General features: G+C 68.6%; 22 protein-coding genes. 9 read left to right on the top strand and 13 right to left on the bottom strand.

Going from position 1 to position 18,926, the window contains the following annotated elements; all coding sequences use genetic code 11:
* The first annotated feature begins 21 nt into the window (after positions 1-21).
* The gene (locus E1H18_RS24010) at positions 22-801 is read left to right on the top strand and encodes a transglutaminase family protein (RefSeq protein WP_172273999.1); all 780 of its coding nucleotides are present in this window, start codon (positions 22-24) and stop codon (positions 799-801) included.
* On the opposite strand, the gene E1H18_RS24005 is transcribed toward E1H18_RS24010, so the two are convergent.
* From E1H18_RS24005 to E1H18_RS23980, 6 genes are all read right to left on the bottom strand, one after another.
* Positions 798-2,156: an MFS transporter gene (locus E1H18_RS24005; RefSeq protein ID WP_206679129.1), complete on the bottom strand. Its 1,359-nt coding sequence runs from the start codon at positions 2,154-2,156 to the stop codon at positions 798-800. The genes E1H18_RS24010 and E1H18_RS24005 overlap by 4 nt on opposite strands.
* A 101-nt stretch (positions 2,157-2,257) precedes the next feature.
* Positions 2,258-2,767 (bottom strand): F0F1 ATP synthase subunit B, encoded by a 510-nt coding sequence (locus E1H18_RS24000; protein ID WP_172273996.1) that lies wholly within the window; start codon positions 2,765-2,767, stop codon positions 2,258-2,260.
* A gap of 12 nt (positions 2,768-2,779) precedes the next feature.
* A complete protein-coding gene (locus tag E1H18_RS23995) occupies positions 2,780-3,319 on the bottom strand; it encodes a hypothetical protein (RefSeq protein WP_172273993.1) in 540 nt (179 codons plus the stop codon).
* A 128-nt stretch (positions 3,320-3,447) separates the two neighbouring features.
* On the bottom strand, positions 3,448-3,672 hold the full coding sequence (locus E1H18_RS23990; RefSeq protein WP_004615714.1) for a F0F1 ATP synthase subunit C: 225 nt from the start codon (positions 3,670-3,672) through the stop codon (positions 3,448-3,450).
* Between the two features lie 49 nt (positions 3,673-3,721).
* Positions 3,722-4,483, bottom strand: coding sequence for a F0F1 ATP synthase subunit A (locus E1H18_RS23985; RefSeq protein WP_172273990.1), 762 nt, complete (start codon positions 4,481-4,483; stop codon positions 3,722-3,724).
* Between the two features lie 5 nt (positions 4,484-4,488).
* A complete protein-coding gene (locus tag E1H18_RS23980) occupies positions 4,489-4,869 on the bottom strand; it encodes an AtpZ/AtpI family protein (RefSeq protein WP_172273987.1) in 381 nt (126 codons plus the stop codon).
* Positions 4,870-5,217: 348 nt separating this feature from the next.
* Here E1H18_RS23980 and E1H18_RS23975 point away from each other — a divergent pair, with 348 nt between their 5' ends.
* Positions 5,218-5,610 carry a DUF6481 family protein gene (locus E1H18_RS23975; protein ID WP_172273984.1) on the top strand — a complete coding sequence of 131 codons (393 nt, stop codon included), beginning with the start codon at positions 5,218-5,220 and terminating at the stop codon, positions 5,608-5,610.
* A 98-nt stretch (positions 5,611-5,708) separates the two neighbouring features.
* On the top strand, positions 5,709-6,470 hold the full coding sequence (locus E1H18_RS23970; protein WP_194248189.1) for a TSUP family transporter: 762 nt from the start codon (positions 5,709-5,711) through the stop codon (positions 6,468-6,470).
* Here the strand turns inward: E1H18_RS23970 and smc are convergent, their stop codons facing one another.
* From smc to E1H18_RS23950, 4 genes are all read right to left on the bottom strand, one after another.
* Positions 6,471-9,914: a chromosome segregation protein SMC gene (smc, locus tag E1H18_RS23965; RefSeq protein ID WP_172273978.1), complete on the bottom strand. Its 3,444-nt coding sequence runs from the start codon at positions 9,912-9,914 to the stop codon at positions 6,471-6,473.
* Positions 9,915-9,935: 21 nt separating this feature from the next.
* Positions 9,936-10,499 carry a thioredoxin domain-containing protein gene (locus tag E1H18_RS23960; protein WP_370526586.1) on the bottom strand — a complete coding sequence of 188 codons (564 nt, stop codon included), beginning with the start codon at positions 10,497-10,499 and terminating at the stop codon, positions 9,936-9,938.
* A 47-nt stretch (positions 10,500-10,546) separates the two neighbouring features.
* Entirely contained in the window at positions 10,547-11,164 is a 618-nt protein-coding gene (locus E1H18_RS23955; RefSeq protein ID WP_172273972.1) for a DsbA family protein, read from the bottom strand.
* 137 nt (positions 11,165-11,301) lie between these two features.
* Positions 11,302-11,841, bottom strand: coding sequence for a DUF721 domain-containing protein (locus E1H18_RS23950; RefSeq protein ID WP_172273969.1), 540 nt, complete (start codon positions 11,839-11,841; stop codon positions 11,302-11,304).
* A 48-nt stretch (positions 11,842-11,889) separates the two neighbouring features.
* Between E1H18_RS23950 and mutY the strand changes: the two genes are divergently transcribed.
* Genes mutY through dmeF form a run of 3 tightly spaced genes read left to right on the top strand, consistent with a single transcriptional unit; the run spans position 11,890 to position 14,184 of the window.
* On the top strand, positions 11,890-12,933 hold the full coding sequence (mutY, locus tag E1H18_RS23945; protein ID WP_172273966.1) for an A/G-specific adenine glycosylase: 1,044 nt from the start codon (positions 11,890-11,892) through the stop codon (positions 12,931-12,933).
* Between the two features lie 43 nt (positions 12,934-12,976).
* A complete protein-coding gene (locus E1H18_RS23940) occupies positions 12,977-13,249 on the top strand; it encodes a metal/formaldehyde-sensitive transcriptional repressor (protein ID WP_172273963.1) in 273 nt (90 codons plus the stop codon).
* A gap of 8 nt (positions 13,250-13,257) precedes the next feature.
* Positions 13,258-14,184, top strand: coding sequence for a CDF family Co(II)/Ni(II) efflux transporter DmeF (gene dmeF / locus E1H18_RS23935; protein WP_172273960.1), 927 nt, complete (start codon positions 13,258-13,260; stop codon positions 14,182-14,184).
* On the opposite strand, the gene ccrM is transcribed toward dmeF, so the two are convergent.
* Both ccrM and E1H18_RS23925 read right to left on the bottom strand, forming a co-directional pair.
* On the bottom strand, positions 14,185-15,261 hold the full coding sequence (ccrM, locus tag E1H18_RS23930) for an adenine-specific DNA-methyltransferase CcrM (protein WP_172273957.1): 1,077 nt from the start codon (positions 15,259-15,261) through the stop codon (positions 14,185-14,187).
* 126 nt (positions 15,262-15,387) lie between these two features.
* Positions 15,388-16,011, bottom strand: a complete 624-nt coding sequence (locus tag E1H18_RS23925) for a ribonuclease HII (protein ID WP_172273954.1) — start codon at positions 16,009-16,011, stop codon at positions 15,388-15,390.
* A gap of 66 nt (positions 16,012-16,077) precedes the next feature.
* Here E1H18_RS23925 and E1H18_RS23920 point away from each other — a divergent pair, with 66 nt between their 5' ends.
* The 3 genes from E1H18_RS23920 (at position 16,078) to E1H18_RS23910 (ending at position 18,286) form a co-directional block, all read left to right on the top strand.
* Entirely contained in the window at positions 16,078-17,007 is a 930-nt protein-coding gene (locus E1H18_RS23920; protein WP_172273951.1) for a glycoside hydrolase family 16 protein, read from the top strand.
* Between the two features lie 44 nt (positions 17,008-17,051).
* On the top strand, positions 17,052-17,612 hold the full coding sequence (locus tag E1H18_RS23915) for a hypothetical protein (protein WP_172273948.1): 561 nt from the start codon (positions 17,052-17,054) through the stop codon (positions 17,610-17,612).
* Between the two features lie 68 nt (positions 17,613-17,680).
* The gene (locus E1H18_RS23910; protein ID WP_172273945.1) at positions 17,681-18,286 is read left to right on the top strand and encodes a thioredoxin domain-containing protein; all 606 of its coding nucleotides are present in this window, start codon (positions 17,681-17,683) and stop codon (positions 18,284-18,286) included.
* Between the two features lie 15 nt (positions 18,287-18,301).
* Here the strand turns inward: E1H18_RS23910 and E1H18_RS23905 are convergent, their stop codons facing one another.
* The gene (locus tag E1H18_RS23905) at positions 18,302-18,892 is read right to left on the bottom strand and encodes a DNA-3-methyladenine glycosylase I (protein ID WP_172273942.1); all 591 of its coding nucleotides are present in this window, start codon (positions 18,890-18,892) and stop codon (positions 18,302-18,304) included.
* Positions 18,893-18,926 lie beyond the last annotated feature (34 nt).

Genomic DNA, 18,926 nt, shown 5'->3' with positions numbered 1-18,926 from the left:
ATGGCCATCTCAGGACAATCCATGCGTTTTGCGGTCGAAGCCTCGCTGACCTACGACTTCGCCGGCCCGTGCGAGGTCCTGCTCCTCGTCGAGGCGGCGCACGGACCCGACCAGGTCGTGCATTCCGAAGCCCTGACCTTCTGGCCCAATGTCGACGCCGTGCGGGTCGACGACCCGGTGACCTTTGAGCGGCGGACGGTGTTCACGGCCTCGGGCCAGGTGAACGCGCTCTACCGCGCCGAGGTCGAGGTCATGCTTCGCGACCACGACCTGACCGATGCGCCGGCCATGGCGGTGCGGGATCTGCCCAGCGAGGTTCTGCCGTTCCTGCGGGCCAGCCGCTATAGCCCGTCCGACCGCCTGGAACGCTTCGTGGACCGCGAGTTCGAGGGGCTGGAGGGCGGGCGCAAGGTGCAGGCGATCCTGGACTGGATCGCGGCGCATCTGGACTATCGGGCCGGCGTCAGCGACGCGGCCACCACGGCGATCGACACTCTGGTCGACCGGGCTGGCGTCTGCCGTGACTTCACCCACCTGGTGATCGGCCTGTGCCGGGCCGCGAACATCCCCGCCCGGGCCGTCAGCGCCTATGCCTGGCGGCTGGAGCCGCCGGACCTGCACGCTATCGCCGAGGTGTATCTTGGCGGCCGCTGGCGGCTGATCGACGCCACCGGCCTGGCGCCGATCGATGGGCTGGTGCGGGTGGCCACGGGGCGAGACGCCGCCGACATCGCCTTCATGACCATCTTCGGCAAGGCGACCCTGGTCGAGCAGAGCTTCTCGATCGGCAAGATCGGCTAGGCCGTGGCGCGCGCGCTCTGCATCGAGCGGATCGCGCAGAGGGCCGAGATCACCAGAGCGGGGATCGCGGTGACGGCGATAGCGCTGAGCAGGCGGCCGTGCAGGACCAGATCCGATAGCGCGCCGGCGACCATCGGACCGATGGCGCAGAAGATCGACACCACGAAGCTCCAGATCGCGAAGCTGCGGGCGCGAAGCTCCGACGGCGTCAGATCCTGAAGCATGGTCGGCACCAGGGCGTTGGCCGTGCAGGTCAGGAACAGGAAGGCGGCGACCAGCCACAGGGCGGCGTCCATGTCGCCGGCGGTCAGCAGCAGCACCGCGCAGGGCACGGACGCCAGGGCTCCCAGGCCCATGATCATCGGTCTGGCGGCCAGGCCGAAGCGGCGCCGCAGGGCGCGGTCCAGGAAACCGGCGACGGGCAGGCAGCCGATGCTGGTGGCCAGGGTCACGATCCCCAGCGCGTGACCGATCTGGCCCATGTCGGCGTCGAAGCGGCGTTGCAGGGCCAGGGCGATCAGCGGGTTCAGCGCCTGGACGGCGATCATCAGGCTGCCGGCCACCCCGACGAACAACCCCACGGCCCGCCAGCGCTCGCGCAAGAAGGCCAGCAGAGAGGCGGAGGGGCGTTGGGTGTCGGCGATCACTGTCCGGCGCGGATCGGCCGTCAAAAGGCCCAGCAGAAGCAGCGGAACGCCGGCCAGCGACAGCAGCAGCATGGCCTTGCGCCACGGCTCGGCCTGGAACGTGAACACCGCCTCGGCGACGTGAACGATCACGTCGCCAAAATAGAAGCCGGCGCTGGCCCCGGCGGCCATCAGGGCGGCGAAGGACAGGTTGGCGGCGACCCGGCTACGGTCTGGAGCCAGATCGGGGATCAATGAATAGACGATCGGGATCATCGCGAACTCGGTGACGCCGGCGGCGGCTCGGCCGACGAAGAACAGCGGGAAGTTCGGCGCCAGGGCGCTCAGAACCATCAAGGCGCTCCAGCCGATGATCAGGCCCAGCAGGACGACCTTGCGCGACATACGGTCGGCCAGGCGCGCGATCGGGACGGCGACGGCGCTGGCCACCAGCACGCCCGCCAGCCCTTGCAAGGCGCCGATCGTGGCGTCGCCGACCTGGAAGCTTTTCTGGATCGCGGCCAGCAGAACCGACTGGAGGCCGCGGTCGCTCATCTGCACCCCGGCCGTGACGCCTAGGAAGGCGACGGTGAACAGAGCCGAGACGGTCCAGGCGGTGGGGGCGGTCGACGGTGCGCCGTTGTCTGACGTGGCCGGTGCGGCGATGGCGATGACGGAACTCCCCCTGCGATCATCGCCAGAACAAGCGCTCTTGCGACGCTTTTGCAAATCTTTTCGAAGCAGAGGTCTCCGAACCGGGGAGGGGCATAAGAAAAGGGCGCGGACCTTGCGATCCGCGCCCTCTCATCTTTGTCCGATGGACCTCGCTGCTATTGCAGCTTGGCGCCCATCTGGCCGATCGCGGTGTCGATCAGCGGGTCGCTCTTGGCGCCGGCAAGGCGGGCGGCCAGGACAGCTTCGGCGGCCTGGGCGGCCAGGTCGACCGCGGCGGCCTTCACGTCCGCTGCAGCCTGAGCCTCGGCCTGAGCGATCTTGCGTTCGGCCATTTCGGCGCGGCGCTTGATCTGCTCCTCGAGCTTTTCCTTGGCTTCCTCGGCCAGACGCTTGGCGTCGGCCTTGGCGGCGTCGAGCATGCCCGCAGCCTGGCGCTCGGCGTCCTCGCGCTGAGCCTTGACGTCGGCGAGCAGGGCTTGCGCCTCTTCCCGCAGGGTCTGGGCTTCGTCGAGTTCAGCCTTGATCTTGGCGGCATAGCCGTCGAGCGCGCCGAACAGAGCGCCCGGCAGGACCTTCAGCACGACCAGAAGGCCGAAGAAGATCACCAGGGCGACCAGAACCCAGAGTTCCGGGTTGGCGACGCTGAACAGGGATTCGTGTTCCATTGTCAGCGCTCCTTAGGCCAGGGCCGACTTCAGCTCGGCGGCCGAAGCCGCCTTGCCGGTCAGCTTCTCGACGATCGCGCTGGCCGTGTCCTCGGCCACCACGCGGACCTGGCTCAGGGCCTGGTCGCGAGCGGTCTGGATCGAAGCTTCGGCCGCGGCCAGCTTCTCGGCCAGGACGGCTTCTTCCTTGGCCTGACGCTCGGCGGCTTCGGCCGCGGCCTTGGCCTTGGCGTCGGCGGCGGTCTTCTGGGCCTTGGCGCGAGCCTCGGCCACCTCGGCGGCGGCCGCACGGGCCTGGGCTTCGGCTTCGTCCTTCATGCGACGGGCGTCAGCGATGTCGCCGGCGATCTTGGCGCCGCGCTCGTCGATCGCGCCGCTGACGCGGGGCAGGAGGCCCTTCGACAGCACCACGTAGAGAACGGCGAAGATGAGCAGCAACCAGACGATCTGACCGCCCCAGTGCTCGAACTGCAGCTGCGGAAGACCGCCGCCGCCTTCGTGGCCCTGAGGGGCTTCCGTCGTCTCGGTCGTGCCGTGATGTTCCGTCGCCATGGGCGAAGGCGCCTCTCAGCTAGAGCGTCATCGAGCGGACCGGAAACCGGCCCGCCCCGAAGACGCGAGAAAACAAGAAAGCTTGGAGCGCGTCGCTTCCGTTGAAGCGCCGCGCTCCAGGGATCGGATTACGAGAACAGGATCAGGAAGGCGATGACCAGGGCGAAGATGCCCAGGGCTTCCGTCAGAGCCATGCCCAGGAACAGCATCGGGCGCTCTTGAGCGGCGGCGGTCGGGTTGCGCAGGGCGCCTTGGAAGTAGTTGCCGAACATCACGCCCAGGCCAACGCCCGCGCCGATCATGCCGAGCATAGCCAGGCCAGCGCCGATGTACTTAGCAGCAGCAGCGTCCATGATAGAGACTCCTTAGGAAGGGTATGTAGGTTGAAAGACTAGAGGTTGATCAGTGGCTGTCGAGGTGCACGACGTCGTTGATGTAGACGCATGCGAGCACCGCGAACACGAAGGCCTGCAGGAAGGCCACCATGAACTCGAGGGCCGTCAGGGCGACGACCGAGGTCAGGGCCAGGGCCGCGCCGGCCCAGCCCAGAATGCCGAGACCGCCCAGGGCGATCACGAAACCGGCGAAGATCTTCAGAACCACGTGGCCGCCCAGCATGTTGCCGAACAGACGAAGGCCCAGGGTGATCGGACGGATCAGGAACGACAGGATCTCGATCGGCACCAGCAGGATGTACAGCACCGGGGGGACGCCCGACGGCGCGAACAGCTTGAAGAACTTCAGGCCGTTCTTGGCGAAGCCGACGGCGACCACGGTCAGGATGACCATCAGGCCCAGCGTCAGGGTCACGGCCAGCTGCGAGGTGGCGGTGAACACCAGGAACATGCCCTGCATGTTCATGAACAGCACGAACGCGAACAGGGTGAAGATGAACGGCAGGTACTTCTTGCCATCGTGGCCGATGATCGATTCAGCCAATCCGTCGACCAGCCCGTAGAGCATCTCGCCGACCGACTGCAGGCGGCCCGGCACCACGGCGCGGCGCGCGGCCACGGCATAGAAGCCGATGACCAGCAGGGCGGCCGACATCATCGCGGCGACCGAATTGGTGATCGACAGGTCGATGGCGCCCAGGCCGGGAACGGTCACGGTCGGCAGTTCCACGATCTTGCTGATCTGGAACTGGTGCATCGGATCGGCCATTGGCCCTAGTCTCTCTTCTGTTTGGGGACGGTAGGCCCGTCTCCCATGTGTTCGTCGTCGCCCCCTTTAGAGGAAGTCGCCGACGCCTGCGCGCTCAGTTTCATCGCCTTGCGGACGATGGAGAAAATCGCGAGCCCGAGACCGATCAGCAGACCGCCGACCATGCCCCAGGGGCTCGTGTGGACGTAGCGGTCGAGCAGCCAGCCGAAGCCGAGACCCACCAGTACGCCCCCGATCAAATCCGCCAGGAGGCGGTAGCCATCCTGATTGGCCTTTTCGGCGCCCGCCTTGGCGGGTTTTTCCGCCGCCTTCCTCGCCTCGAAAGCGGCGAGACGAGCGTCCAGGCTGTCGAAAGCCTTGTCGTTCGTCTCGTCGGCCTTGGGCATGGGAAGCGGCAGGTCCGAAAACGCCGCGGACGCGCCAAAAGAAGGCGCATTTCCGGCCGGCTTGATCGGCGCGGAACCTATAGACCTCGCTGCGGTGCGTCAAGACGACCGGGTCGCTTCACAAGTCTCGGTAATCCTTGAAGAAATCGCCCTTACGTTCAGGAAGGGGGCAATCCGTCCCCGTTCTTAGTCGCGCCAGCCCCTGACAACGAAGGGAACGGCCCCCTATATATCGCGCGTTCTCACGACGCCGCTCCCCCTAGGCACGGAGCGTCGGGCCCGATGACGCATTGATTTTTTCGTCAATCTGGGCTTTAGAGCCGCCGCCTCCTAACTATACGAAGATTCATGTCGCACCTGAAGAACACCGGTTTCGCCGATCGCATCTCCTCTCAGCAGGAGGCCAAGAAGGCCATGCTGGCCAAGTTCAAGGCCAAGCCGACCGTGCAGGACCCCGATTTCGACAAGCGCGAAGAGCTTCGCGCGGCCGAACTCGAGGCTGTCCGCGCCGCTCGCGCCGAAGCCAAGGAAGTGGCCCGCCTCGAAGCCCTGGCTCGCCAGGAAGAGATCATGGCCGCCAAGCGCGCCGAGCGTAAGGAACGCAAGGTGGCCGAGGCCGCCGAGCAGCGCGAGCGCAAGGAAGTGAAGGCTCAGGCCCGCGAAGAGCTTCGCGCTCTGGGCAAGACGAGCAACAGCAAGGCTGACCGCGCCCACCAGTGGGCCAGCCTCTGGAGCAGCTGATCCTTTAAGGATTAGGCGGGGACCTTCGGGTCCCCGTTTTCGTTTGGGCGTGAATCCCACGGAGACGAGCCGTCGTGGACTCCGTCCATTTCGAACTTCTGGTCGCCCTGTTCGCCGTCGCTGCGCTGGCGGGCGCGCTCGACGCCATCGCCGGCGGCGGTGGTCTGGTGACTCTGCCTGCCCTGTTGCTGGCGGGGCTGTCGCCGGTCCAGGCTCTGGGCACCAGCAAGCTGCAGAGTACCTTCGGCTCCTTGTCGGCGACAGCGGCCTTCGCCCGTCGCGGCATGATCGATTGGAAGACCGCCTGGCCGGTCGCCCTTGGGGCCGGGATCGCCGGTCTGTGCGGCGCGCTTTGCGCCAGCCTTCTGTCGCCGGAGCTGCTGCGGGCCATCGTGCCGGTGATGCTGATCACCATCGCCCTCTATTTCGGCTTCTCGCGCGCGCTCAAGAGCGAGGACGTCGCCCCCCGCCTGGCGCTGATCCCGTTCGCGTGCTTCGTCGCCCCGCTGGTCGGATTCTACGACGGCATCTTCGGCCCGGGGGCAGGGGCCTTCTACATGGTCGCGATCGTCACCCTGCTGGGCTACGGCGTGCTGAAGGCCACGGCCCATACGAAACTGGCCAACGCCGCCAGCAACCTGGGCAGCCTAGCCCTGTTCATTCTCAAGGGCGTGGTGGTCTGGCCGATCGGCCTGACCATGGCCGTCGGCGCCTTCCTCGGCGCCCAGATCGGCTCGCGCTTGGCCGTGCGCTTCGGGCCCAAGCTGATCCGGCCCCTTCTGGTGACGATTTCGTGCGCCATGGCCATCAAGCTGCTGGCCGACCCCACAAATCCCATCCGTCAGGCCATCGGCTTCTAACTAGGCCGCGACCAGCTTCTCGGCCGTTGACAGATCGACGCTGACCAGCTGGCTGACGCCGCGCTCGGCCATCGTCACGCCGAACAGGCGATCCATGCGGCTCATGGTCACAGGGTTGTGGGTGATGGCGATGAAGCGGGTCTGGGTGCGCCGGCGCATCTCGTCCAGCATGTTGCAGTAGCGGTCGACATTGGCGTCATCTAGCGGCGCGTCGACTTCGTCCAGCACGCAGATCGGGGCCGGATTGGCCAGGAAGACGCCGAAGATCAGGGCGCTGGCGGTGAGAGCCTGCTCGCCGCCGCTCATCAGGCTCATGCTGGCCATGCGCTTGCCGGGCGGACAGGCGAAGATCTCCAATCCTGCTTCCAGAGGATCGTCGCTCTCGATCAGCTTCAGCTCGGCCTGACCGCCGCCGAACAGGGCCTGGAAGAGGGTCTGGAAGTTGGCGTTGATGACGTCGAAGGCCGCCAGCAGGCGCTCGCGCCCCTCGGCGTTCAGCTCCTCGATGCCGGCCCGCAGCTTGGTCACGGCGCCCGACAGGTCCGCCCGCTCGGTGCGCATGATCTCCAGGCGGCCGGCATATTCCTGGGCCTCCTCCTCGGCGCGCAGGTTCACCGGGCCAATGGAGTCGCGCTCGCGCTCCAGGGCGAACAGGTGAGCCTCGACGCCGGCGGCGTCCTTCGGCACGGCGACGGCCTCGCCGGCGACGTGGCGGCCCAGCTCCTCGGGCTCCATGCGGGCCTGCTCGCGGATCGCCGAGGCGACCTCGCCGAAGCGCTGGCGAGCCCCGTCCAGGTGAGCGACCAGGGCCGCGCGTTTTTCGCGGGCTTCGCCGGCGGCCTGTTCGGCGGCCCGCGCAGCGCGGTCGGCGTTCAGGCGGTCGGTCTCGGCGGCTTCCAGGGCGTCGCTGGACTTGGCGCGGCGAGCCTCGGCGGCGGCGAACTCGTCCAGCAGGGCGACCAGCTTTTCCTTCAGCGCCACGGGCGCCTCGCGGGCGGCCTCCAGGGCGGCGGCGGCCTTCACGCGGTCGGCGTCGAGGGCCTGCGTGCGCTTGGCGGCGCTCTCGGCGCGCTTGCTCCAGTCGGCGTGGTCGCGCTCCAGACTCTCCAAGCGACGCTGGCGGCCGGCCCGCTCGCGGGTCTCGACGTCCAAGGCGGTGCGGGCGGCGCTGGCCGTCTCGCGGGCCTGGGCCGAGGCCTGGCGGGCTTGCGCCAGCTGCGGCTGCAGATCGCCCGACGTCTGGGCGGCGGCATGAGCCTCGCGGGCTTGGGTCAAGGCGGTGTCGGTCTCGGCCTTCTCGGCTTCGAAGCGAGCGATGGTGTCGTCCAGCGATTGGGCGCGGGCGGCCCGCATGGCCTGCTCGCGCTCGAACTTGGCCACCTGCTCGCGGGCCCCGTTCAGCAGCCGCTCGGCGTCGGGCGGTCCGCGCCGCTTGTCGCGCAAGCTGTCCTCGACCATGCGCATGCGGTCGGCGGCGGTCTTCAAGGCGGCGTTAGTGGCCTCGGCGCGGGGCGCCAGCACGTCGATCTCGGCCTCGACCTCGGCCAGGCGGGTGCGTTGTTCCAGGCGGATGGCGGCCGGCTTGGGCGCATCCGCGCGGGCGACGAAGCCGTCCCAGCGCCAGAGGTCCCCTTCGCGCGAGACCAGGCGCATGCCGACCTTGAGGTCCTTCTGCAGCCGGTCGCCCTCGGCGCGGGCCACGACGGCCACGTGCGACAGGCGGGCGGCGAGGGCGGGGGGAGCCTTCACCAGCAGGGCCAGCGGCTCGGCGCCGTCTGGCCAGGTCGGAGCAGGGGCCTCGGCGCCGCCCCAGTACGAAGGGGCCTTGGCGTCCAGGGCGGCGTCCAAATCGTCGCCCAGAGCCGCCGCCAGGGCCGCGCCATAGCCCTTGTCAGGCGAGACGCTGTCTAAGGCGGGGGCGTGACCGCTCTTGCTGCGCGGCGCCGTCAGTTGGGCCAGGCCGCGGGCTTCGGTGCGCAGGCGGCCTAGCTGGTCCTCGACATTGCGCGCCAGCTGGCGGGCCTGGGCCTCCTGCTCGGCGGCCTTGACCCGCTCGTTCTCGGCCTCTTCCAGCGCCGCGCGGGCGGCGGCCAGGGCGGTCTCGGCGTTGACGAAACGCTGGCGGGCGTCAGCCGCGGCCGGGTCGATCTCGGGACCGACGGCGGCCCGCTCGGCCTTGGCCTGGTCCAGGGCGCGGTTTGTGCGGTTGGCGCGGGCGTCGGCTTCCGACAGGCGCGTGGCGGCGGCGCGGCCCTGCGCCTCCTCGGCGGCGACGCGGGCGGCCAGCTGTTCTACCTGGGTTTCTGCGGCGGCGCGGGCTTCCTCGGCGGCCTTGGCCGCGGCGGCTAGTTCGGGGCCACGCTCGGGCGCGGCGGCGACCAGGGCGCGGACCTCGGTCAGCTCGGCGTTGATGCGGGCGAGAGCGGCGGCGGCGTCGGCCGTAGCCTGCTCCTCACGGCCACGATCGGCGTCGATGCGGGCCAGATCGTTGGAAAGGCGCTCGAACTCGGCGGCGGCGGCCTCGGCCTCGCGCTCGGCCCGGTCCTTCTGGATCGCCAGCTGACCCAGGACCGCCTGAGCGATGGTCGCCTCCTCGCGCAGGGGAGGCATGGCGGCCTCGGCCTCGGTGATGGCGACCTGGGCGGCGGCGCTGGCGCGGGCGGTGTCCTCGACCAGACGCGCGGCCTCGGTGGCCTCGCGCTGGGTGCGCTCCAGCGCATCCCGAGCCTCGGTCCAGCGGCTGTAAAGCACGGCTCCTTGCACGGCGCGGATCTCGGCCGACAGGCGCTTGTACTTCTCGGCCTGGCGGGCCTCGCGCTTGAGGCGGTTCAGCGCCGTCTCAAGCTCGCGGGCCACGTCGTCCAGGCGCGAGAGATTGCTCTCGGCCGCCCGCAGCCGCAGCTCGGCCTCGTGGCGGCGGGTGTGGAGCCCTGAGACCCCGGCGGCCTCTTCCAGGATGCGGCGGCGGTTCTGCGGCTTGGCGCCGATCAGCTCGCTGATCTGGCCCTGGCGCACCAGGGCTGGCGAATTGGCGCCGGTCGAGGCGTCGGCGAACAGCAGCTGGACGTCGCGGGCCCGCACCTCGCGGCCGTTGATCCTGTAGGTCGAGCCGGCGCCGCGATCGATGCGGCGCACGACTTCCAGGATCGGATCGTCGTTGAACTGAGCAGGAGCCGTACGGTCGGCGTTGTCGATCGTCAGGGCGACGTCGGCGTGGTTGCGCGGCGGCCGCGCCCCGCTGCCGGCGAAGATCACGTCGTCCATGCCGCCTGCGCGCATGGCCTTGGCCGAGTTGGCGCCCATGACCCAGCGCAGGGCTTCCAGCAGATTGGATTTGCCGCAGCCGTTCGGCCCGACGATGCCCGTCAGGCCGGGCTCGATCCGGAATTCGGTCGGCTCGACGAAGGACTTGAAGCCCGAAAGGCGCAGGCGCTGGAACTGCACGAGGCGGTCCCGTTGAGGTCCCTAGCCCTTCGCCTTGGCGGCGAAGGCTTTGGACAGCGTGGCGAAGTCGGTGTCGCCGACGTGCTGCACGCCATTGACGAAGAAGGTCGGGGTGCTCTGGACGTGCTCGACCTCGACCGCGCGGGCCGCGCGGTCGTTGACCGCCTTCAAGGCCGCCGGGTCATTCAGGGCTGCCGAGAACTGGGCGTCCGTCAGGCCATACTGCTTGGCGATGGCCAGCAGGCCCTCGAACAGCTTGCCGCTTTCGTAGATGGCGCCTTGGCGCTCGAACACCGTAGTCAGGACGTCGAAATACTTGCCCGGGACGCGGCGGGACAGGATGAAGCCGGCGGCGGCGAACTCGTTGGGCGGGGTCAGGAATTCGCGGAACGTCAGCCGAACCTTGCCGGTGTCGATGAAGCTCTTGCGCACCTGCGGCAGCACCGTGGTCCACCAGTGGGCGCAGTGCGGGCAGCTGGCCGAGGCGTAGACCACCAGCTGCACCGGAGCCTTGGGCGATCCAAGCAGCATTTCGCCGGGAACCGGCGGCATCTGGCCGGCGCGCGCCAGGGCAGGGCTCGCCATCGCGACGGCAAGCCCGGAAACGATAAGCGCGCGCCGGTCCAGGGTCATTACTTCGAAGCTTCCTCGATGGCCTTGTCCAGCTCGGCCAGGCTGCGGGCGCCGCCCTCGTCGCCGCCGACCTTCTTGCCATTGACGACGAAGGTCGGGGTGCCCTGGATCTTGGCTTCCTTGCTGTACTTCTCGACGCGGTCGTTCAGGGCCTTCAGGCCCTTCTCGTCGGTGACGCAGGCGTTGAACTGCTCTTCGCTCATGCCGGCCGACTGGGCGACGCGCAGCAGACCTTCACGGAACTGGCCGGTCTGGAACATCTCGGTCTGCGAACGGTACACCGAGTCCACGACTTGGAAGTATTTGTCCTTACCGGCGCAGCGGGCCATCAGGAACGCGGCGGCGGCCACTTCCTGCGGCGGGGTCAGGATCTCGCGGTAGACGTAGTTGATCTTGCCGGTGTCGATATATTTGGCCTTGAAGGCCGGATAGACGTCCTCGTTCCACTCGGCGCAGTGGCTGCACGAGGCCGAGGCGTATTCGACGACGGTGATCTTGGCGCTGGCGTTGCCCTGGGTCATGTCGTCGGCGGTGACGGTTTCGCCCTTGGGGCCGCAGGCGGAAAGCCCGGCGGCGAGCGCGGCGACGACAGTGACTCGGCTGATCAGCGAACGCATGGAATTTGGCCCTCGAGGGTCGATAGGAAAGTTAAGCCCGATTCTCGTTATCGCGCGAAAAGAGCCCAAACCGTGACAGCGCATGAGCTTCACGGCGGGACGCTTGTCAATGGTTGCAGGCGGGGTTGCGGAGCCGTTCAGCGCTCCGAGGCCAGGACGCCGCGTCCGAGCTTCAGCAGGGCCTGTTTCAAGTCGCCGTCGGGCTGCTCGGCCAGGCTGTCGGAGAGCTGCTTTTCCAGCGCCGCGTCCAGCGGCGGCTTGCGGCGCGGGCGCTGGGCGACCGGCGCGGCGGGCGCCTTCACGGGGCCTTGGACGATGCGCAGGCGAGTGACGACGCCCTTGCCCAGCAGCATGTCCAGGCGGGCGGTGATCTGCGGCGCCTGGTGCTGGATCAGCGAGGCCACCGGGCCGTCGACGCGCAGCTCCAGCGCCCCGCCGTCACCGTTGCGACCCTTGATGATCCGGACGGGTTCTGTGCGGCGGGCCAGGGTGTCGCCGACGATCTCGCGCCAGCGGGCCTGCAGGGCGGCCGGGCCCTTGCCGTACTTCTCTTCCAGCGACTTCAGCAGCGGCGCCAGGTTCTTGCCGGCGGGAGGCGGCGAGCGGAACTGCGGCCGTGTCCGCTTCCTGCGCAGGATCGCAAGGGCTTCTTCCGGCGTGGGCAAGGGGCGGCGCATGTCCAGAAGGCTAGCACGACGCCCGGCCTTCGGGGTAGGCGAGGGGTGATGAAAGACCGCGACGCCCTCCGTTCTGCTTTGCTCGCCTGGTATGACGCCCAGGCGCGCACCCTGGCCTGGCGGACCTCGCCCGGCGACCGCCGCGCGGGCGTGCGCAGCGATCCCTATCGCGTCTGGTTGTCGGAGGTGATGCTGCAGCAGACCACCGTGCCGCACGCCACGCCCTATTTCCTGGGCTTCACCGAGCGCTGGCCGACGGTCTCTGACCTGGCGGCCGTGGAGGACGGCGAGTTGATGGCCGCCTGGGCGGGGCTGGGCTACTACGCCCGGGCCCGCAACCTTCTGGCCTGCGCCCGCGCCGTGGCGGGCGAGCATGGCGGGGTCTTTCCGGACACCGAGGACGGTTTGCGCGCTCTGCCGGGCGTCGGGGCCTACACCGCCGCCGCCGTAGCCGCGATCGCCTTCGACCGCGCCGCCAATGTCGTCGACGGCAATGTCGAGCGGGTGATGTCGCGGCTGTTCGCAGTCGAGGCGCCGATGCCAGACGCCAAGCCTGAGCTGAAGGCTTTGGCCGCTGAATTGGTCACCGGCGATCGGCCCGGCGACTGGGCCCAGGCGTTGATGGATCTGGGCGCCACGATCTGCAAGCCGAAGTCGCCGCTGTGCGATCGCTGCCCGGTCGAGGCCTGGTGCGACGCGCGCGCTGGCGGCGCGCCCGAGACCTATCCGAGGAAAACCAAGAAGGCCGACCGCCCGCGGCGCTACGGCGTGGCCTATGTCCTGACCCGCGGCGACGAGATGGCCCTGGTCCGTCGTCCGCCGAAAGGCCTGCTGGGTGGAATGCTGGGCCTGCCGACCAGCGACTGGCGGTCCGAACCATTCTCCGACGCCGAAGCCGCCGTCGCAGGTCCCATTGCCGCGCCCTGGCGTGACCTTGGCGCGGTCGAGCACGTCTTCACCCATTTCTCCCTGACGCTGAGGGTGTTCATGGCCCGGGGCGACGGCGACTTCGTCTGGACGCCCCGTGCCGGCCTTGGCGCGCTGCCCAGCGTGTTCCTGAAAGCGGCGCGGGCGGCCGATCGGCTGATCTGATCCGCCTAGCCATGTCTAGTTAGATACTATAGGGGGGTATAGTATGGCGCACTTGAAGAATGACCAGGCCCTGATGTCCCGCGTGCGGCGGATCTCGGGTCAGCTGTCCGCGGTGGAGCGGGCGATCGACGGCGAGGCCGACTGCGCCTCGGTCCTGCAGCAGGTGGCGGCCGTGCGGGGCGCGGTGAACGGCCTGATGGACGAGATCCTGGAGTCTCACCTGCGTGAGCACGTCGCCGCTCCGGGACTGTCCGACGCCGCCCGCGCCCAGGGCGCTGAGGAATTGATGGCGGCCATCCGCCGCTACGCGAAATAGGCCGACCGATGCCCCTGGACGACGACATCAAGACCCTGACCCACGAGCACGTGTTCCTGGGCGCGGGGCATGACGACAACACCCGCCGCACCCTGCTGGTGGTGGCCCTGACCGCGGTGATGATGGTCGGCGAGATCGTCGCCGGCGTGGTCTACAACTCGATGGCCCTGCTGGCCGACGGCTTCCACATGGCCACCCACGCCGGCGCCCTGGCCGTCGCGGCGTTCGCCTACGCCTTCGCCCGCAAGCACGCTCGCAGTGGCCGCTACACCTTCGGCACGGGCAAGGTCGGCGATCTGGCGGGATTCGCCTCGGCCCTGGTGCTGGCGGTCGTGGCGATCGGCATCGCCTGGGAGTCCGTGGGTCGGCTGCTGGACCCACGTCCGGTGGCCTTCGGCCAGGCGACCCTGGTGGCGGTGATCGGTCTGGTCGTGAATCTGGTCAGCGCCCTGCTGCTGGGCGGTGGGCATCATCATCACGGCCATGGCCATGATCACCACCATGACCACGGTCATCATCACCATCAGGACAACAACCTGCGCGCGGCCTTCGTCCACGTGCTGGCCGACGCCCTGACCTCGGTGCTGGCCATCGCCGCGCTGCTGGCTGGCCGCTTCCTGGGCTGGACCTGGCTGGACCCGGTGATGGGCGTCGTCGGCGCGGTGGTGATCGCGACCTGGGCCTGGAGCCTGATCCGCGACACGGCCGGCGTGCTGCTAGACGCCACCGACCGCCACCTGGAGGCCGAGGTTCGCGAGGAGGTCGAGGGGCCGGGCGATGCGACGATCACCGACCTGCACGTCTGGCGGCTGGGCCCCGGCGCCTATGGCGCGATCGTCAGCTATCTTGGCGCAGCCCCCGCCCAAGCGGTCCGCGAGCGGCTGGCCCGCGTCCACGAGCTCAGCCACGTCACGGTGGAGGCCTATCCGGCCTAGTTAGTTCATTCCCGCACGGACCTGCGCACGCAGGACGTCGATCGGCGCCAGGCCGGCGTCCGTCTTGAAGTGCCAGTAGGTCCAGCCGTTGCAGGCCGGGGCCGATTGGACCAGGGCGCCGATCTTGTGGATCGAGCCCGACAGGTCGCCGACCGTGATCGAGCCGTCCGGGCGCACCTTGGCCGCGTGGTTGCCCTTGGCGCAGTAGAGGGTGTCGCCGGGGCTCAGCAGGCCGCTCTCGACGATGGTGCCGAACGGGACGCGCGGCTCGGCGCGCTTGCTGCCCATGATGTCCAGGTCTTCCGGCGCGATCGGCACGACCTTGGCGATGCGGGCCTTGGCGTGGTCGACATATTCGGCCTCGCGCTCGATGCCGATGAATTTGCGGCCAAGGCGCTTGGCGGCCGCGCCGGTGGTGCCGACGCCGAAGAACGGATCCAGGATCACGTCGCCCGGCTTGGTCGTCGACAGGATCACCCGATAGAGCAGGGCTTCCGGCTTCTGGGTCGGGTGGGCCTTGTTACCGTCGGCGCCCTTGATGCGCTCCTCGCCGGTGCACAGCGGGATGGTCCAGTCCGAGCGCATCTGCACCTCGTCATTGGCCATCTTCAGGGCGTCGTAGTTGAAGGTGTAGCGCTTGGCGTTCTGGCTCTTCGAGGCCCAGATCAGGGTCTCGTGAGCATTGGCGAAGCGGGTGCCCTTGAAGTTGGGCATCGGGTTGGACTTGCGCCAGACGATGTCGTTGAGGATCCAGAAGCCCAGGTCCTGCACGGCCACGCCGACGCGGAAGATGTTGTGATAGCTGCCGATCACCCAGATCGCGCCGTCGTCCTTCAGGACGCGGCGGGCGGCCTTCAGCCACTCGCGGGTGAACTTGTCGTAGGCGGCGAAGCTCTCGAACTGGTCCCAGTGGTCGTCGACCGCGTCGACCTTGGAATTGTCGGGACGCAGCAGGTCGCCGCCCAGCTGAAGATTGTAGGGCGGATCGGCGAAGATCAGGTCGACCGACTTCTCCGGCAGGGCGTTCATCTGCTCGATGCAGTCGCCCAGGATGATGGTTTCCGGCCCGAACTTCATGGTCCACGTCCCTAAGAAAGAGAGTGGAATCATGAGTCTTGCTGGTAAACGCGGTGTGTAGAGACGTGGTTAGCGGCGGATTAACCTTACCGTTTGAGTCTGATTAGACTCAAAACCTCAGCGCGATCAGGCGTCTAGGCTCTTTTCGGCCAGCGCGGCCTTGACCGGCGCCCAGCCCAGGCGATGGATCGGCGACGGACCCAGTTTGCGCAGGCCCTCGACATGGATCGGGGCGTGATAGCCCTTGTGGCCGGCGAAGCCGTAGCCGGGATAGACCGCGTCCATCTCGACCATGATCCGGTCGCGGGCTTCCTTGGCCAGGATCGAGGCCGCTGCGATCGAGCACGACAGGCTGTCGCCCTTGACCACGGTCTTGATCGGGCAGGGCAGCTTGAAGGCGTAGTTTCCATCCACCAGCGCGATGGCCGGCGTCACCGACAGGCCGTCGATCGCCCGGCACATGGCCAAGCCCGCGGCGTGCAGGATGTTGAGCTGCTCGATCTCCTCGATCGAGGCCATGCCCACGCCCCACGCGATGGCGACGGCCTTGATCTCCTCCTCCAGGGCCGCGCGGGCCTTGGCGGTCAGCTTCTTGGAGTCGTTCAGGCCCTTGGGTACGCGGTCGGGATCCAGGATCACCGCGCCGGCGCTGACGGGGCCAGCCCAGGGACCGCGTCCGGCCTCGTCCACCCCGCAGACCGGTCCCGGTCCGCAGGCCAGTTCCAGCATCATGTCGGGCCCGGTGCGCATGGGCCGGTGTTTAGGCTGGTTCGCACGGGATGGGAATGTGCGGCGTCCTCGCCTAGGGTCGCGCCCATGATCCGATCGACCGCCGCCCTGGCTCTGGCCATCGCCGTCCTTGCTGGGCCTGTCCACGCTCAGGACGTGAAGGAGGACTGGACGCTTGTCTGGTCCGACGAGTTCGACGGCGACCAACTCGACGAGACCAAGTGGAGCTACGCGGCCGACTGCGGTGGCGGGGGCAATGACGAGCGGCAGTGCTACGACGTCAGTCCCGAGACGGTGTCGGTCGGCGGCGGCGTGCTGAAGCTGACGGCGATCAAGCGCAAGACCACGGGCCTGGCCAATCCTTGGGCCGGGCCGACCGGGCCGATGAAGACCGGCGACTACGCCTCGGGCAAGATCCTGACCCAGGGGCGGGCCAGCTGGCTCTATGGCCGCATCGAGGCCCGCGCCAGGATCCCCGGCGGCCAGGGCGTCTGGCCGGCGATCTGGATGATGCCGGACTTCGGGACCTATGGCGGCTGGCCGCGCTCGGGCGAGATCGACATCCTGGAGGCGGTGAACCTGGACGCGCCGTGCGGCGACTGCGAGGGCGGACGCGAGAACCGGGTGTTCGGGACGATCCACTTCGCTGGCGACGCCGCCGGATCGCACAGCCAGCGTAGCGCCGGGACGCCGATGCCGATTTCGGCGGATGGCTTCCATGTCTACGCCGTCGAATGGTCGGCCGAGGCGATCACCTGGTTCGTCGATGGCCGGCAATACGCCCAGGCCAAGGCCGCCGACTGGAAGCGCACGGATCAGGCGGCAGGCCCGGCGCCGTTCGACCGACCGTTCCACCTGATCCTGAACCTGGCCTTCGGCGGCCGCTGGCCCGAAGGCGCCAACGCCAAGGGGATCGACGAGACGGCCTTGCCGGCCACGATGGAGGTCGACTGGGTGCGGGTCAGTCAGCGGGTTGCGGCCAGCGAGGGCTTGGACAGCAAGGCTCCGACGCCCTAGATGCCGTCGCGCTCGTCCCGACGGGCGGGCGAGGGGGATCTTCGATGCGTTTGCTGATCGACGCGGGGCTGCTGGTGTGGCTGTGCGCCGCCCTGATGGCGCTGTTCTACGTCTTCCGGCCTAGCCCCAGCCTGGCGGTGTTCGCCACGCGGGGACGGGCTCTGGCCATGCTGGCGGGGATCCTGGTCGGCGGTGGGCTCGCCATAGCGCTGGCCGGTCTCCTGGGCGCGGACCGCGAGCCGCCCGTCGCGCCGCGGCCGCCCGTTCAGGCTCCGCCTATCCGCTTGCCCGCCGGCGACAAGGTCCGCGCCCACCCCGAACGCTTTCTGACTCTGGACGGCGTGACGGCCTACAAGGGGCGCGATGGGGCGGTGCTGCTGACCGGCGTGGCGATGAACGGCTCGGGTCTGGCGATCAGCAACCCTCGCCTGAGCTGCCGCATGACGCGCGGCGGCGCCAAGGCCGGTACGGTGTCGGCGGTGGTGCAGGCGGTCATCCCGCCAGGCGGCAGGCTGATCTTCGCGGCGATCAATCTGGGGGCGGCGGACGGCGCTTGGGACGGCCAGGTCTGCACGGTGGCTGCGGCCAAGGTGCTCGCTCCCTAGCGGCGCCGTTCGGGTTGACGCTGTCGGTGATCCTGCCTCTGATGGCGCCGTTCGTCCGGAGACCCCTAATGCGCCGTCTGATCCTCGCCGCCGCTCTTGTCGCGACCCTGGGTCTGGGGGCCTGCAACAAGGGATCGTCTGGCCCGCAGCCCGACGACATGGCGCTGGGCGATGCGAACGCCAAGATCACCGTCGTCGAATATGCCTCGGTCGGCTGCCCAGTTTGCGCCAAGTGGCAGGCCGACGTCTATCCGGCGTTCAAGGCCAAATATATCGACACCGGCAAGGTGCGTTACGTGTTCCGCGAGATGCTGGTCGGCGGCTCGTCGGAGGTCACCGTCGCCTCGGCCGGTTTCCTGCTGGCGCGCTGCGCGGGCAAGGACAAGTATTTCGCCGTCAACGACGCGATCTTCGCCAGTCAGCCGGGGATCTTCTACTCGCCGCGTGAGACCCTGCTGGACATCGCCAAATCGTCGGGGCTGAGCGAGGACCAGTTCGCCAGGTGCGTGGCCGACGAGACCCAGATCAAGGCGCTGAACGATCGCGTCGAGCGCAACCGTCGCGACCACGGCGTGGAGGCGACGCCCACCTTCGAGATCAATGGTCGCAAGATGGAGCCGGGCTACCACACTCTGGAGGAGATCGACGCCGCCATCGCCGCCGCGGGCAAGTAGGCGTCCAGGCCCGCCCTAAACCCTTTGGGCCATGGCCTTGCAGTCCTCGTGGCGGAAGCAGGTCGTCAGGTGGTCGTTGACCAGGCCCGTGGCCTGCATGAAGGCGTAGACGATCACCGGCCCGCAGAACTTGAAGCCCTTGGCTTTCAGCGCCTTGGCCATGTCGACGGCCAGCGGCGTCTGGGCCGGGACCTGGCCGGCTTGCCAGGCGTTCTGGATCGGCGCGCCGCCGACCATGTCCCACAGAAATTTCGAGAAGTCCTCGCCGCGCTCGCGCATGTCCAGATAGATCCGCGCGCCCGAGATGGCCGCGTCGATCTTGGCGTTGGAGCGGATGATACCGGCGTCGGCCATCAGCCGGGCGCGGTCTTCGTCGCCAAAGCGTGCGACGATCTCCGGATCGAAGTTGGCGAACGCCTCGCGGAAGGCCTCGCGCTTCTTCAGGATGGTGATCCACGACAGCCCGGCCTGGAAGCCGTCCAGCACTAACTTCTCCCAGAGGGCGCGGCTGTCCCACTCGGGCACGCCCCATTCGTGGTCGTGATAGGCCTCGTAGAACGGGTTGCCGTTCATGCCATACCAGGTGCAGCGTGTCGGTTCGGTCATGCGGCGACGCTACCAGAACTTTTCGGGAACGAAA

This window comes from Caulobacter sp. RHG1 (genome assembly GCF_013181195.1).
Lineage (GTDB): Bacteria > Pseudomonadota > Alphaproteobacteria > Caulobacterales > Caulobacteraceae > Caulobacter.
This window is presented reverse-complemented; position numbering and strand designations above follow the sequence as displayed.

Excerpts from the sequence above, each read along its gene's own strand:
- E1H18_RS24010 (WP_172273999.1), top strand. The coding sequence starts at position 22 with ATGCGTTTTGCGGTCGAAGCCTCGCTGACCTACGACTTCGCCGGCCCG.
- E1H18_RS24000 (WP_172273996.1), bottom strand. The coding sequence starts at position 2,767 with ATGGAACACGAATCCCTGTTCAGCGTCGCCAACCCGGAACTCTGGGTT.
- E1H18_RS23995 (WP_172273993.1), bottom strand. The coding sequence starts at position 3,319 with ATGGCGACGGAACATCACGGCACGACCGAGACGACGGAAGCCCCTCAG.
- E1H18_RS23990 (WP_004615714.1), bottom strand. The coding sequence starts at position 3,672 with ATGGACGCTGCTGCTGCTAAGTACATCGGCGCTGGCCTGGCTATGCTC.
- E1H18_RS23985 (WP_172273990.1), bottom strand. The coding sequence starts at position 4,483 with ATGGCCGATCCGATGCACCAGTTCCAGATCAGCAAGATCGTGGAACTG.
- E1H18_RS23980 (WP_172273987.1), bottom strand. The coding sequence starts at position 4,869 with ATGCCCAAGGCCGACGAGACGAACGACAAGGCTTTCGACAGCCTGGAC.
- E1H18_RS23975 (WP_172273984.1), top strand. The coding sequence starts at position 5,218 with ATGTCGCACCTGAAGAACACCGGTTTCGCCGATCGCATCTCCTCTCAG.
- E1H18_RS23960 (WP_370526586.1), bottom strand. The coding sequence starts at position 10,499 with ATGGCGAGCCCTGCCCTGGCGCGCGCCGGCCAGATGCCGCCGGTTCCC.
- E1H18_RS23955 (WP_172273972.1), bottom strand. The coding sequence starts at position 11,164 with ATGCGTTCGCTGATCAGCCGAGTCACTGTCGTCGCCGCGCTCGCCGCC.
- E1H18_RS23950 (WP_172273969.1), bottom strand. The coding sequence starts at position 11,841 with ATGCGCCGCCCCTTGCCCACGCCGGAAGAAGCCCTTGCGATCCTGCGC.
- mutY (WP_172273966.1), top strand. The coding sequence starts at position 11,890 with ATGAAAGACCGCGACGCCCTCCGTTCTGCTTTGCTCGCCTGGTATGAC.
- E1H18_RS23940 (WP_172273963.1), top strand. The coding sequence starts at position 12,977 with ATGGCGCACTTGAAGAATGACCAGGCCCTGATGTCCCGCGTGCGGCGG.
- dmeF (WP_172273960.1), top strand. The coding sequence starts at position 13,258 with ATGCCCCTGGACGACGACATCAAGACCCTGACCCACGAGCACGTGTTC.
- ccrM (WP_172273957.1), bottom strand. The coding sequence starts at position 15,261 with ATGAAGTTCGGGCCGGAAACCATCATCCTGGGCGACTGCATCGAGCAG.
- E1H18_RS23925 (WP_172273954.1), bottom strand. The coding sequence starts at position 16,011 with ATGCGCACCGGGCCCGACATGATGCTGGAACTGGCCTGCGGACCGGGA.
- E1H18_RS23920 (WP_172273951.1), top strand. The coding sequence starts at position 16,078 with ATGATCCGATCGACCGCCGCCCTGGCTCTGGCCATCGCCGTCCTTGCT.
- E1H18_RS23915 (WP_172273948.1), top strand. The coding sequence starts at position 17,052 with ATGCGTTTGCTGATCGACGCGGGGCTGCTGGTGTGGCTGTGCGCCGCC.
- E1H18_RS23910 (WP_172273945.1), top strand. The coding sequence starts at position 17,681 with ATGCGCCGTCTGATCCTCGCCGCCGCTCTTGTCGCGACCCTGGGTCTG.
- E1H18_RS23905 (WP_172273942.1), bottom strand. The coding sequence starts at position 18,892 with ATGACCGAACCGACACGCTGCACCTGGTATGGCATGAACGGCAACCCG.